This window comes from Variovorax sp. 05T418 (genome assembly GCF_056396385.1).
In genome coordinates, this window is sequence record NZ_JBFTLJ010000009.1 from 105,213 (window position 1) to 117,985 (window position 12,773).

Genomic DNA, 12,773 nt, shown 5'->3' on the forward strand with positions numbered 1-12,773 from the left:
CGGGAAAACGCAGGCAAAAAAAAGCCCGCTGACGCCGAAGCGCTCGCGGGCTGAACATCCAAAGGAGACCTCGCTGAAAAATCGTTCCGTGTAGTTCTTATAACCAGCCTGTACACCGCATGCCTTCTTCCAGAAACACCGAGGAACCGGCTTTGCCGGGCCTCTGGTGTTGCCCCCAGCAGGGGGGTTGGCGAAGCGACACGAAGTGCGCGAAGACTGGGGGGTTACCTGTTATATGCGGTCTCGCCGTGCGAGGAGATGTCGAGGCCTTCGCGCTCTTCTTCTTCCGACACACGCAGGCCGATGGTGAGGTCGGCGATCTTGTAGGCAATGAACGAGACCACGCCCGACCAGACGATGGTCAGCAGCACGCCCTTGAGCTGGATCCACACTTGGGCGCCGATGCCGTTGGACACCACGCTGGCCGTGACCCAGTCGCCCACGAGGCCGGGGCCGCCCAGGGCCTGGGTGTTGAACACGCCGGTGAGCAGCGCGCCGACGATGCCGCCGACACCGTGCACGCCGAACACGTCGAGCGAGTCGTCCGCGCCGAGCAGCTTCTTGAGGCCGTTGACGCCCCAGAGGCAGGCGAAGCCGGCGATGAAGCCGATGATGATCGCGCCCATCAGGCCGACGTTGCCGGCGGCCGGGGTGATGGCCACCAGGCCTGCCACGGCGCCTGAAGCGGCGCCCAGCATCGAGGCCTTGCCGCGCATCAGCGCTTCACCGATGCACCATGCGAGCACGGCAGCGGCCGTGGCGGTGAAGGTGTTCATGAAGGCGAGCACGGCGCTGGTGCCGGCTTCCAGGGCCGAACCGGCGTTGAAGCCGAACCAGCCGACCCACAGCAGCGAAGCGCCGACCATGGTGAGCGTGAGCGAGTGCGGCGTGAAGGCTTCCTTGCCGTAGCCCACGCGCTTGCCGATCACGAAGGCGCCCACCAGGCCCGCCACGGCGGCGTTGATGTGCACCACGGTGCCGCCCGCGAAGTCGAGCGCGCCCCACTGCCAGATCAGGCCGGCCTTGGCGTTCTGTGCGTCCACCACGTTGGCGGCGGTGTAGGCGTCCGGGCCCATCCAGAACCAGACCATGTGCGCGAGCGGCGCATAGCTGAAGGTGAACCAGATGACCATGAACAGCAGCACGGCCGAGAACTTGGCGCGTTCCGCGAAGGCACCCACGATCAGGCAGCAGGTGATGCCGGCGAAGGTGGCCTGGAAGGCGGCGAACAGCAGCTCGGGGATGTAGACGCCCTTGCTGAAGGTGGCGCCGGGCGCGAACACGCCGGTGGCCGGATCGAAGATCCCCTTCATGAAGAGCCGGTCGAATCCGCCGAAGAAGGCGTTCCCCTCGGTGAACGCGAGGCTGTAGCCATAGATGAGCCACAGCACCACGATCATCGAGAAGGTGACCATCACCTGCATCAGCACCGACAGCATGTTCTTGCTGCGCACCAGGCCGCCGTAGAACAGCGCCAGGCCGGGAACGGTCATCATGATGACGAGCAGCGTGGACAGCATCATCCAGCTGGTGTCACCCTTGTTGAAGGAAGGAGCGGCAGGCGCCGCGGCGGGCGCTGCTTCGGCAGCCGCAGCGGGTGCGGCGGCAGCCGGAGCGGCCGCAGGTGCCGGAGCAGCGGCTGCGGGCGCGGACGCCGCCGGCGCCTCGGGCGTGGCAGCAGGCGCCTGGGCGAAGCTCGCCGTGCCTGCAGCGAGCAGGCTCAGGCCGAGCGCGAGAGAAACAAGCAGTTTTTTCATGGTTGTTGTTTTCCGGGCTGGATCAGAGGGCTTCGCGGCCGGTTTCACCGGTGCGGATGCGAACGACCTGCTCGAGGTTGTAGACAAAAATCTTTCCGTCGCCGATCTTGCCGGTGCGCGCCGCGCCCTCCACGGCTTCGATCACGCGGTCCACGAGGTCGTCGGACACCGCCGCCTCGATCTTGACCTTGGGCAGGAAGTCGACCACGTACTCCGCGCCGCGGTACAGCTCGGTGTGGCCCTTCTGGCGGCCGAAGCCCTTGACCTCCGTGACCGTGATGCCCTGCACGCCGATGGCCGAGAGGGCTTCGCGCACCTCGTCGAGCTTGAACGGTTTGATGATGGCTGTGACCAGCTTCATGATGACTTTCTCCTTCTTGGATGGAATGGATGGTGCGGCAGCTTGGGCCGCACCTTGTTCTTGTGCCTGCTTACAGGGTCTTGCTGAGCGTAACGATGAAGCGCGCCTTGTTGGGCGAATAGGTGGTCTGACCGAAGGTGCCGAAGCCGAGGTCGACGCCCGGGTTGGACACGGCCAGGTACGAGCTCTTCTTGTTGGCGCCCTGGATCGAGCCGGCCAGTGCGAGGCCGCTGCCGAAGTCGTACGACACGCCCACGTTGTAGTCCACGTAGCTCTTGTAGCCCAGGCTGCGGATGTCGCTGGACATGTGGGTGTAGCCCACGGCGGCCTTCAGCGTGAGCTTGGGCACGATCTCCTTGCTGTAGGCCAGGTTCAGGTAGCCGGTGTTGGTGCCCTTCAGGCCCGAGCCGGCCTTGTTGCCCGCGTAGCCGAAGTAGTCCTTCGACACCGTGTGCGAGTATTTCAGCGTGAACGAGCCGATGGCCTCGTCGGCCCAGGTGCCGGCGCCGTACAGCTCGGTGGTGTTGCCGGCGGAGTTGCCCGGGTAGATGTAGGTCAGCGCGCCCACGTCCATGTCGAAGGGGCCGGCCTTGAACTTGTAGCCGCCGTAGATGTCGCTCTCGATGCTGTTGCCCTTGAGCCAGTTGACGCTGGAGTTCCAGTTGCCCACGTAGAAGCCGGTCTCGCCGAAGGCGTAGTCGAAGCCGCCCTGGATCGCGGGCTTGAAGCCCTTGGTCTTGGCGTAGTCGTTCTTCCCGATCATGTCCTGGTCCTGGCCGCGGAACTTGTAGTTGCTGGTCAGTGCCACATTCCCCGTGAGCTGTGCGCTCGCAAGCATCGGCAGGGCAGCAAGGGCGGCCACGGCCATTGCCTGGGCGAATTTACGGTGCATCATCGAGACTCCTCGGAGTTGGTTGGATTGTTGGGGGACACCGTCTCATAGCAGGGAGCGTGCCAAAGTGCACGTTTTGCCCTGCGGCACGGCGGCCGCCCCCGCACCTGCAACCCAGGCGAAATAGTTACAAGCGTGTTCAGTTGCGGTACCCCATGGGGCACCGCGGTGCATGAGCCCGGCCAAAAACGGGCGCACCACAATGGTGAGAGGGAGTGGAATGAGCCTGTCTTTGGTGCAAAGCCGCGCTTTGCTTGGGCTGGAAGCGGCCAGTGTCACGGTCGAGGTGCATCTGGCGAACGGCCTGCCGAGCTTCACGCTCGTCGGGCTGGCGGAAACCGAGGTCAAGGAGGCGCGCGAGCGGGTGCGCTCGGCCATCCAGAACGCCGGCCTGGAGTTTCCGAACAACAAGAAGATCGTCGTCAACCTGGCGCCGGCCGACCTGCCCAAGGATTCCGGCCGCTTCGACCTGCCGATCGCGCTCGGCATCCTCGCGGCCAGCGGGCAGATCCAGCCTGCGCTGCTGGCGGGCCATGAATTTGCCGGCGAGCTCTCCCTTTCAGGCGAACTGCGGCCGGTGCGCGGCGCGCTCGCCATGGCGCTGGCCCTGCACACGAGCGGCATCGCGACACGGCTGGTGCTGCCCGCCGCAAGCGCCCAGGAAGCGGCGCTGGTGCCCGGCAGCGAGGTGTACGGCGCCAGGCACCTGCTGGACGTGGTGCAGCGCTTCATGCCCGAGGGCGCCGCGCTGCCGCAAGGCGAGGAACAGCAGCAGCAGCAGCCCGCCGCCGACGGCTGGGCCCGCGTGCACGCCGCAGCCGCGGCGGCCGCGCCGCTCTATGCCGACCTGGCCGACGTCAAGGGCCACGCCGGCGCCAAGCGCGCCCTCGAGATCGCCGCCGCGGGCGGGCACAGCCTGCTGATGGTCGGCGAGCCCGGCTCGGGCAAGTCGATGCTGGCGCAGCGCTTTGCCGGCCTGCTGCCGCCCATGAGCGTCGACGAGGCGCTGGAGAGCGCGGCCGTGGCCAGCCTGGCCGGCAGTTTTTCGGCCGCGCGCTGGATGAACCGGCCGACCTCGGCGCCCCACCACACATCGAGCGCCGTGGCGCTGGTGGGCGGCGGCTCGCCCCCGCGGCCCGGCGAGATCTCGCAGGCGCACCATGGCGTGCTCTTCCTAGACGAGTTCCCGGAGTTCGCGCGCTCGGCCCTCGAGGCGCTGCGCGAGCCGCTGGAGACGGGCACCATCACCATCGCGCGCGCCGCCCGTCGCGCCGAGTTTCCGGCGCGCTTCCAGCTGGTCGCGGCCATGAACCCCTGCCCTTGCGGCTACCTGGGCTCGACGCTGAAGGCCTGCCGCTGCACGCCGGACCAGATCTCGCGCTACCAGGCCAAGCTCAGCGGCCCGCTGCTGGACCGCATCGACCTGCACATCGAGGTGCCCGCGGTGTCGGCGCAGCAGCTCATCGATGCGCCGCCCGGCGAATCCACGGCCAGCATCCGCACCCGCGTGGTGGCCGCGCGCGAGTTCGCGCTGCAGCGCCAGGGCAGCCCCAACCAGGCGCTGCAGGCCGGCGCCATCGACAAGCATGCCGCACTCGACGATGCGGCACGCAAGTTCGTCTACAACGCCGCCGCCAAGCTCGGCTGGTCGGCGCGCAGCACGCACCGCGCGCTCAAGGTGGCGCGCACCGTGGCCGACCTGGCGGGCGCCGAATCGGTGGGGGTGGTGCATGTGGCGGAGGCGGTGCAGTACCGCAGGGCGCTGCGGAACTGAGCGCCCCCGCCAAGGCGCAGAGCAGCGCCTACTTGAACTCGTGGCTCACCACGGGCGCCGACTTGCTGTCCTGCACCGTCACGCGCTGGCGGTAGACGTCGAGGTCGCCGTTGCGCACTTCGATGTTGTAGATGCCCGGGCGCAGCGAGAGCGACTTGAGCGGCGGGCTCACGCCGCGCTCGGCGCCGTCGACGAAGACCTGGCCCCAGGGACGGATGTTGAGCACCACGCGTCCCATGCCGGGCGGAGCGGCCGGCGGCGCGGGCGGCGGGGTCGGGCCGCCCGCGATCACGGTGGGTACCGGATTCGTGGGCGCCGTGCCCGGTGTCGCGGGCACGGCCTGCGCGAGCCGGTTCAGCTCGGCGATGGCGTTGCGGGCATCGCGCGCATGCGGGCCGCGCCGATAGCGGCGCAGGTAGGCCTCGTAGCCTTCGCGCGTGTTCTCGGCCTGGGCCAGGTTCCAGTCCTCGGCTTCGGCGGTGGCCATGGCGGCTTCCGGCGGCGGCACGGGCGTGGGCGTTGCGCCCGGCGGCGTGGCTGCGGGGTCCGGTGTGGCCGGTGCAGGTGCCGGCGCCGCGCCCACTGGCACATTGGTCAGCGGCGTCAATGGGCCGGCCGGCGCGCTGGCCGCTGCCGCGGGAGGCGGCGTGCCGGGCGCTGCCGCCACGTTCTCGCCCGCGGGCGCCGATGACGATGATGAGCCGCCGGCGGCGCCTTCGCCCGGCGGCATGGCGGCAGGCGGCGGCGAGGTGGCGGACATCGGCCCCGACGGCGGGGGCACCGGCACCATGGCGGTCGATGTTTCCTGCCGGCCTGAAGTCAAGTGAAGGCCGATCCAGCTGCCCACGGCCACCAGCGCAATCAGCAGCACGCCGACCAGGCCCCACGGCGGCCGCGACGATTTCTTGCCGGTCGGTGCTGGCTGAGGCTGCGGCTTGCCGGGAGCCGATGGAGGACGTGCCGGCGCTGCCGCAGCCTCGCGCGGTGCGGCGGGCTTGGGCGAGGATGACGGAGGCTCGGCCTTGGACGCGGGCTGAGGCTTGGGCTTGGGCTCGACCGGCTCGGGGGCAGCGGCTTCAGGCCGCACGGCACTGGCCGATGCAGTGGCTTGCGCTGCTGCTGCCGCCGCTGGCGCCGATGCCTGGGGTGCCGCCGAGGCAGCCGGCGCTTGCTGCGGCACAGGTGCCACCGCGGGCGCGGCCTTCGAAGGCGGCGGTGGCGCGATGACGGCCATGGGCGCCGCCAGTCCGCTCACGTAGGTATCGCCCAGCTTGGCAAGCCCCAGTTCGGCCGCGAATGCGGCCACGGTCTGCGTGCGGTCCTTGCTGTGCACGGCCAGCGTGTGGTCGACGGCCGCGCAGAAGGCCGGGCTCAGGTCGCTGCGGCCCAGCGACGACAGCGGCACGTAGGCGTCCTGCACGCTGCGCACCACGGCCGATGGCGGCGGGTGGCCGGTGACCGCGCGGTACAGCACGGCGCCCAGCGCGTAGAGATCCGTCCACGCGCCCTGCAGCAGCGTGTTGTCGTCGGCGTACTGCTCGATCGGCGAATAGCCGGACTTCACCATCACCGCCACTTCGTCGACCAGGTCGGCGATCGACTTGCGCGCCGCGCCAAAGTCCAGCAGCACCGGCAGGTCGTCCTGCTGGATGAAGATGTTGTCGGGCGCGATGTCGCGGTGGAAGCACTGGCTGCGGTGCAGCGTCTCGAGCGCGCCGAGCAGCGGGCCGAGCATGCTCAGAAGCCAGGCCTCGGAGATCTTCTTCGGATCTTCCTCGGCCAGCCGGCGCAGCGTGCGGCCGCGGTAGAGCTGGATCGCCATGTAGGCGGTGCTGTTGGCCTCCCAGAAGCGGTGCACCCGCACCAGCGCCGGATGGCTGAACTGCGCGAGCGTGCGCGCCTCGTTGATGAAGCTGCGCAGGCCCGCCTGGAAGGTGGCCGTGAGGCGGTCGGAACGCACGTGCACGCTGTCGTCGCCCACGCGGCGCGCGAGCATCGAGGGCATGTATTCCTTGATGGCCACCTCGCGCTGCAGCGAGTGGTCGTAGGCGCGGTAGACGATGCCGAAGCCGCCTTCGCCAATGACCTCGAGCAGCTCGAATTCGTCCAGCCGGTGGCCCGCGTCCAGCGGATGGGGGCGCTCCTGCGGATCGGCCTGCATGCTGGCGCTGCCGTTGCTGTTGTCATTGCTGGCGTTGGTCGTCATGCATCTCCTCCCGCGGCGGGGGTCTGGTCGTTCATGCCCATGGCACATGCCCCTGTGAAAACAACTTCGAGAACAACGGCGTGTTGAGGCCTCCGCCGTGGGCGGCGGTGCGCAGCGGCGAGCCGTCCGCCTGGTTGGTCCACCAGTAGCTGGTGCTTCCGAAGGCATCGAAGCACAGCGGCAGCTCGGGCCAGCCGAGGCGCTGCTGCGCGCCTGTGGCGCCGGCGCTGCCGGCCGCGGGCCCGAGGATCGAAAGGATGTCGTCCGAGCCGCCGCTCGCGGTCTGGAAGCCGCCGTGGGCCGCGGCCAGCACCTGGCGGTCGAACTGGTCGGGCGCCACGCTGTGGCGGATCGCCTGCAGCAGCGCGCTGCCGCATTGCCAGTACCACGCGGCCGAGCCCTCGAGCATGGAGGGCCGGTAGCTCGAGGCGGCCACCTGCAGCGTCACGCACACGGGGTAGTAGCGCCCCACGCGGTCGCAACTGGGCGCCAGGCAGCCGAACTGCACCGCGTCCACGCCCTGCGTGGCCGGAATCGCGAAGTTCCAGACCGGCGCCACCACGTAGTGCCGCGTCATGGCGTCGGGCCAGCGCTTGAAGGTGCCCAGGCCGTTCTGCATCCAGCGGTCCCACCAGGCCTGCAGCTCGCGCGGCACGCGGCGGTAGAGAAAGTCGCCGGCCGCGGGCAGCTTGCCGTACCAGCCGATCTGCTCGTCGTCGGGCACCCACACCCGCGGCGAAGGAATGCCGCTGTTCATGTCAGGATTTCCCCGGGCACGAAAAGCCGTTCATCTGGTGCAGGCGCAGCGGGTTGTAGACGCTGTTCGCCGTCACCGCGAGCACCACCTTCCTGCCCTGCAGGTCGAAGGTCGCGTTGAACGATTCGGGTGCGCTGCCCGACGAAATGGAGGCCTTGTCGAACAGCCGGTGCAGCGCCCACGGCCCTTCGGTGACGATGCCGCCGGCCGGCGTGCCGCTGGCGGTCGTCACCTGCAGCCGCACCTGGTTGCTGTTGCGCGGGCCGGGCCACTTGACGGTGCTGGGCGCCTGCGGTCCGTGCGCATAGCGCACCGTCTGGCCGTCGATGTCGAGCGTGAACTGGCTGATGGCGGCGTCCATGTCCTCGGGCCGGATGTCGATGGTGAACGAGGGCGTGCGCCCGCCCGCCATGCCCGAGAAGAACACGTCGCGGATGGCCTGCGCCTTCTGGAACGAATCGAGATACGCCGAGCGCCCCGGCGAGCTGCCGTCCACGCCCTTCTTGAAGGCCCAGGGGTTGACGGAGGTGTCGACCTGCGAGGCCAGGTTCTTCTGGAAGAAGTCGTCCATCATGCCGCCCGGCGCGAACAGCTGCGCGAAGTCGCCGGCGGCCACGTCGCGGTTCGAGCCGCGCGAGAACGGATAGCGCCCCGCAATGGCCTGGCTGCAGAACTGGCCGATGGTGGCGGCCGCGTTCTGCCCGATGTTCTGCCGCGTCACCGCCGCCGCCTTGGACGACGCGGTGGCCGAGAGGTCGTTCAGCATGCCCTGGAACGGCACCGGCAGGCGGCCCGCCTCGGCCTGCACCTTGGTGACCGCGTCGCTCGATGGCGGGATGTTGCCGCTGCGCAATGCCGTGTCGGTGGCGGTGAGGAAGGTGTAGAGCTCGTTGATGAGCGCGGCGGTTGCGTCGATCGGTGCCTGGCCGCCGGCCTTGGGCGCGGTGACCATGCGGCGAAGCGGCGCGAAGTGGTTGTCCACCAGCGATTCGGGGCGGTCCGGCACGGTGTTGCGGCGCTGGCTGCCGTCGGGCTGCCCGATGAGCTGCTCGATGCGCTCGCGCGTGCTGGCCACGCGGTTCTGTGCCTGGTCGAGCAGGCTGCGTGTGGCTTCGTCGTGGTTGCGCAGCAGGTCGGTCTCGCGCGCCGCGCCGCGGATGAGGCGCGACATCGGCGACTCGCTGGTCGAGAGCACGCGCGTCATCTGGATGCTCTGCAGCAGCGAGCGGCTGTCGGCCAGCCGGACGTCGAGCAGGTAGTCGTCCCAGACGCGGATGTAGTCCGTGAGGTAGAGCCGGCGCACCTCGCGCAGCAGCAGCTCGCGCGAAGTGATGTCGGCCATGCCGGGCGCGCGGATCTGCAGCACCCAGCGGTCTTCCTGTTCGAGCGCGAGCGTGGTCTCGGCCATGCGCTTGTCGAAGATGTCCCAGTAGCCGCGGTAGGTGAACAGCGTCGGGATGCCGTCGGTGAGCGGCTTGCCGCTCGTGCGCTTGATCACCAATGCCGACTCGGCCCCCGCCGCCTCCGCGATGCTGAAGGCATTGGGCGGGCTGGTCTGCAGCAGGATGCGCCGCAGCCGCGCATAGGCGCGCTGCGCCAGCGGCACGCCGGCCAGGCGGTTGCGCGTCTCGGTGACGAGCCGGTCGTCCTTGGCGAAGGGCGAGGTCACCACGCGTTCGGCGAACAGCGCCTTCAGGTGCGACTCGAGGTTGGTGCGCTGCTCGCGCGTGAGGCCGGCGCCGATCTTGCGGTCCACGTCGGTGAGCAGCCAGGCCTGGAGAAAGTCGGCGTCGTAGCGCTCCGCGTCGTACAGCATGAGGTAGGCCTTGAGCGCCTCGTAGCTGTATTCGGCGTCGGTCTTGGAAGCCTCGCGCAGCGCCTGCTCCACGCGCTGCGCGGCCTGCGGCAGCAGCACGCCTTCGAGCGCGCGCTGGTAGACGCCGTCGGTCGCGGCCTGCAGCTTCTCGCCCTGGTAGAGGCCGAAGCGGTAGCCCATGGGCGGATCGCCGATGTCGAAATGGCTCGACTTGGGCAGGTCGCGCAGGCGGTCGAGCACCGGCAGCGAGCTGGCGATGTCGCTGTTGGAATCGACCACCGTCGGCAGCTCGCCGCGCGCCGCGGCCTTGTTGAAGGCCTTGGCGTTGGTGTCGACCTCGGCCACGTAGTCGCGGTTGTTGCGCCAGCTGTTCACGCAGGCGCCCAGCACCACCACCAGCAGCACGCCGATGAGGCCGTAGCCCGCGAGGTCGATGGCGCGCTTGCGCCGGTACCAGCGCAGGTTGGTGCCGGCCACGCCCGCGTCGCGGAAGATCACCTGCTGCAGCAGCTCCTTGAGGAAGTAGCTCTTGCCCGGGCCCGGCGGCGGCGCGGGCGGCGCGTTGACCTGCAGGTAGCGCTTGATCGCGCCCATCACGCGGTCGAAGGCCGTGCCCTCCTGCGTGCCGCTGGTGAAGTACACGCCGCGCAGCATCGGCGCGACTTCGAACTTCGAGGGGTTGAACACGTCGGCCAGGAAGGTGCCCAGGATGTCCTCGAAGCTCGCGAACTGCTGCGGCAGCAGGTAGGCCTGCGCGCGGCGCAGCTGGTCGGGCTCGGCCGCCAGCAGTTCCGGCAGGCGCTCGTCCAGGCGCTGGTGCAGCAGCTTGTATTCCTGGTGGAAGCGCTCGCGCAGGTCGGCCTTGGCCGGGTCTGCGGGGTTGGCATCGATCGGAAAGGTGAAGCCCCAGACCTGCGCGCGCTCGGCCCGGCCGAGCGCGCCGAAGTACTCGTTGAAGCCGGCCAAGAGGTCGGTCTTGGTGACCAGCACGTACACCGGAAAATTGATGCCCAGGCCGTTGCGCAGTTCGAGCAGCCGCTTGCGCAGCGCCATCGCGTGGCGCGCGCGCTGCGCGTCGTCGGCCAGCGGCAGGTCGGCAATGCTGATGGTGAGGATGGCACCGTTGATCGGCTGGCGCGGCCTGAACTTCTTGAGCAGGTCGAGGAAGCCCTTCCACTCGCCCTCGTCGGTTTCGCGGTTGCTCTCGTGCGTGGTGTAGCGCCCGGCGGTGTCGATCAGCACCGCCTCGTTGGTGAACCACCAGTCGCAGTTGCGCGTGCCGCCGATGCCGCGCACCGCGGCCTTGCCGAGCTGGTCGGCGAGTGGAAAGTCGAGGTCGGAGTTGACCAGCGCGGTGGTCTTGCCCGAGCCCGGCGCGCCGATGAAGATGTACCAGGGCAGCTGGTACAGGTACTGGCGGTCGAACAGCGCGAAGCGCCCCGCGGGCTTGCCGCCGGCATCGGCGCCGAAGCGCATGTTCTTCAGGATGGACGTGGCGTCGGTGAAGCCGCTTTGCAGCTCCTTGATCTCGGGCGCATCCTCGGGCTTGGCGGCCTTCTCCTTGGGCGACGGCGTGCGCAGCTGGTTGAGCAGCTGCGCATTGAGGCGCCGCTCGCGCCACTTGCGGTAGAGCACGCGCGCGATCCAGATCGCGAACATCAGCGCGATCACCACGATGCGCACGAACTCGCTTTCGAACGGCCGGTAGCGGCCCACCGCGATGACGGGGCCGATGATCCAGATCAGGAACGCAACGGCGAGCAGCCCGAGAAAGACCCACAGGTCGCGGCTCACGAGAAAACGGAAAATCGCGCGCAGCATCAGCGGGTTCCTCCCTGCGGTGCAGGAGCGGCGCCTGCGGCCACGGGTGCCACCAGCAGCGTCACTTCGACCCGACGGTTGCGCGCACGGTTGGCCGGCGAATCGTTGGGCACCAGCGGGTCGGCATCGCCGCGGCCTTCGGCGCGCAGGCGCTCGGGCCGCGTGACGCGCGTGGCGATCATCTTCTTGACCGCATCGGCACGCGCCTGCGAGAGCTGCCAGTTGGACGGAAAGCGCACGCTGCGGATCGGCTGGTCGTCGCTGAAGCCGCTGACGAGCACATTGCCTTCCACCGAGTTGAGCGCATCGGCCACGCGCGCGAGCACCGGCGCATAGCGGTCGAGCACGCGGTCGGAGCCCGATGCGAACAGGCCGTCGCCGCGCAGCACCACCACGCTGCGGTCGGCCTCGTCGCGCACCGTCAGCAGGCCGTCGCGGATCTCGGGTTCGAGAAAGCGCTGCAGCCGCGGCTGCGGTGCCGGCGCAACGGCCACGGCGCGCTGCGTCTGCGGCAGGCGCACCGCATTGACCGCGGCGAACGCGCCGTCGGAACGGCCCGCCAGGCTGAAGGTGAGCACGCCGAACACCAGCACCAGCAGCACCGCCGCCACCGCGCCCACGGCCCACAGCGGCACCCAGTTGCGCGTGCGGCGCACCGGCGCGCTCGCGTCCTGCCAGTGCGGCGACAGCGGCACGGCAATTTCGCCGCGCGTCTGGCGAATGATCTGCAGCAGCCGCTGCTTGAGCGTTTCGAGCTGCGTGCGGCCGTTGTCGATGACGCGGAAGCGCCCTTCGAAGCCCATCGCCAGGCAGAAGTAGATGAGCTCGATCAGCTGCAGGTGCTGCTGCGGGTTCTGCACCAGCCGCGACAGCAGCTGGAAGAATTTCTCGCCGCCCCAGGTCTCGTTGTGGAACATCACGAGCAGGCTCTGCGACGACCAGATGCTGCCGCCCCACGGCGTGAGCGCGGCCGCTTCGTCGACCGCGGTGCACAGGCAGTAGCGCGCGCCGATGATCACTTCGGGCGCAATGCCGCTTTGCTGCGCGCGCGTCTCGAAGCGCCGGACCTCGTCGACCAGGTGTTCGCGCAATTGCGCGGGCGCATCGTGGTGGCCGGTGGCGCGGATCTGCGGAATCAGGTCGAGCAGCGGGTTGGCCGCCGCAACCAGCGGGTTGTTGCCGGCCAGCGCCGTGTCGCCCGCATGCGGACGGCGTGCGTCATGCCAGGCGGTGAATGACTGCGGTTGCTGCTGCCCCGCGCCGCGCGATGCCGGCGGCATGCCCGCCGCATCGCCGTTGCCGCCGTTGTTGTTGGCGCCGCCGCCCGGGTTGGGCGGCACGAAGCCTCCCGGACCGACGGCCATGTCGTTGACACCGTTCATAGGGTCC

At 69.4% G+C, this 12,773-nt stretch carries 8 protein-coding genes; 1 reads left to right on the top strand and 7 read right to left on the bottom strand.

Annotated elements, in window-relative coordinates:
• Window positions 1–224: 224 nt before the first annotated feature.
• From AC1DMS_RS19020 to AC1DMS_RS19030, 3 genes are all read right to left on the bottom strand, one after another.
• Window positions 225–1,757 (bottom strand): ammonium transporter, encoded by a 1,533-nt coding sequence (locus AC1DMS_RS19020; RefSeq protein WP_020610607.1) that lies wholly within the window; start codon window positions 1,755–1,757, stop codon window positions 225–227.
• Between the two features lie 22 nt (window positions 1,758–1,779).
• Window positions 1,780–2,118 carry a P-II family nitrogen regulator gene (glnK, locus tag AC1DMS_RS19025; RefSeq protein ID WP_007833403.1) on the bottom strand — a complete coding sequence of 113 codons (339 nt, stop codon included), beginning with the start codon at window positions 2,116–2,118 and terminating at the stop codon, window positions 1,780–1,782.
• Between the two features lie 70 nt (window positions 2,119–2,188).
• On the bottom strand, window positions 2,189–3,013 hold the full coding sequence (locus AC1DMS_RS19030) for a TorF family putative porin (RefSeq protein WP_012745382.1): 825 nt from the start codon (window positions 3,011–3,013) through the stop codon (window positions 2,189–2,191).
• Between the two features lie 217 nt (window positions 3,014–3,230).
• Here AC1DMS_RS19030 and AC1DMS_RS19035 point away from each other — a divergent pair, with 217 nt between their 5' ends.
• Window positions 3,231–4,784: a YifB family Mg chelatase-like AAA ATPase gene (locus AC1DMS_RS19035; protein WP_028254191.1), complete on the top strand. Its 1,554-nt coding sequence runs from the start codon at window positions 3,231–3,233 to the stop codon at window positions 4,782–4,784.
• A 28-nt stretch (window positions 4,785–4,812) separates the two neighbouring features.
• Here the strand turns inward: AC1DMS_RS19035 and AC1DMS_RS19040 are convergent, their stop codons facing one another.
• Genes AC1DMS_RS19040 through AC1DMS_RS19055 form a run of 4 tightly spaced genes read right to left on the bottom strand, consistent with a single transcriptional unit; the run spans window position 4,813 to window position 12,766 of the window.
• A complete protein-coding gene (locus AC1DMS_RS19040) occupies window positions 4,813–6,990 on the bottom strand; it encodes a serine/threonine-protein kinase (protein WP_028254190.1) in 2,178 nt (725 codons plus the stop codon).
• Window positions 6,991–7,021: 31 nt separating this feature from the next.
• The gene (gene tagF / locus AC1DMS_RS19045) at window positions 7,022–7,747 is read right to left on the bottom strand and encodes a type VI secretion system-associated protein TagF (RefSeq protein ID WP_049808425.1); all 726 of its coding nucleotides are present in this window, start codon (window positions 7,745–7,747) and stop codon (window positions 7,022–7,024) included.
• A 1-nt stretch (window position 7,748) separates the two neighbouring features.
• Window positions 7,749–11,384, bottom strand: coding sequence for a type VI secretion system membrane subunit TssM (gene tssM, locus AC1DMS_RS19050; protein ID WP_028254188.1), 3,636 nt, complete (start codon window positions 11,382–11,384; stop codon window positions 7,749–7,751).
• Window positions 11,384–12,766 carry a DotU family type VI secretion system protein gene (locus AC1DMS_RS19055; protein ID WP_012745377.1) on the bottom strand — a complete coding sequence of 461 codons (1,383 nt, stop codon included), beginning with the start codon at window positions 12,764–12,766 and terminating at the stop codon, window positions 11,384–11,386. The genes tssM and AC1DMS_RS19055 overlap by 1 nt, the downstream gene beginning before the upstream one ends.
• Between the last annotated feature and the right edge of the window lie 7 nt (window positions 12,767–12,773).

Bases quoted from the DNA above. Each gene is read 5' to 3' on its own strand.
- glnK (WP_007833403.1), bottom strand. From the start codon at position 2,118: ATGAAGCTGGTCACAGCCATCATCAAACCGTTCAAGCTCGACGAGGTG.
- AC1DMS_RS19040 (WP_028254190.1), bottom strand. From the start codon at position 6,990: ATGACGACCAACGCCAGCAATGACAACAGCAACGGCAGCGCCAGCATG.
- tagF (WP_049808425.1), bottom strand. From the start codon at position 7,747: ATGAACAGCGGCATTCCTTCGCCGCGGGTGTGGGTGCCCGACGACGAG.
- AC1DMS_RS19030 (WP_012745382.1), bottom strand. From the start codon at position 3,013: ATGATGCACCGTAAATTCGCCCAGGCAATGGCCGTGGCCGCCCTTGCT.
- tssM (WP_028254188.1), bottom strand. From the start codon at position 11,384: ATGCTGCGCGCGATTTTCCGTTTTCTCGTGAGCCGCGACCTGTGGGTC.
- AC1DMS_RS19035 (WP_028254191.1), top strand. From the start codon at position 3,231: ATGAGCCTGTCTTTGGTGCAAAGCCGCGCTTTGCTTGGGCTGGAAGCG.
- AC1DMS_RS19055 (WP_012745377.1), bottom strand. From the start codon at position 12,766: ATGAACGGTGTCAACGACATGGCCGTCGGTCCGGGAGGCTTCGTGCCG.
- AC1DMS_RS19020 (WP_020610607.1), bottom strand. From the start codon at position 1,757: ATGAAAAAACTGCTTGTTTCTCTCGCGCTCGGCCTGAGCCTGCTCGCT.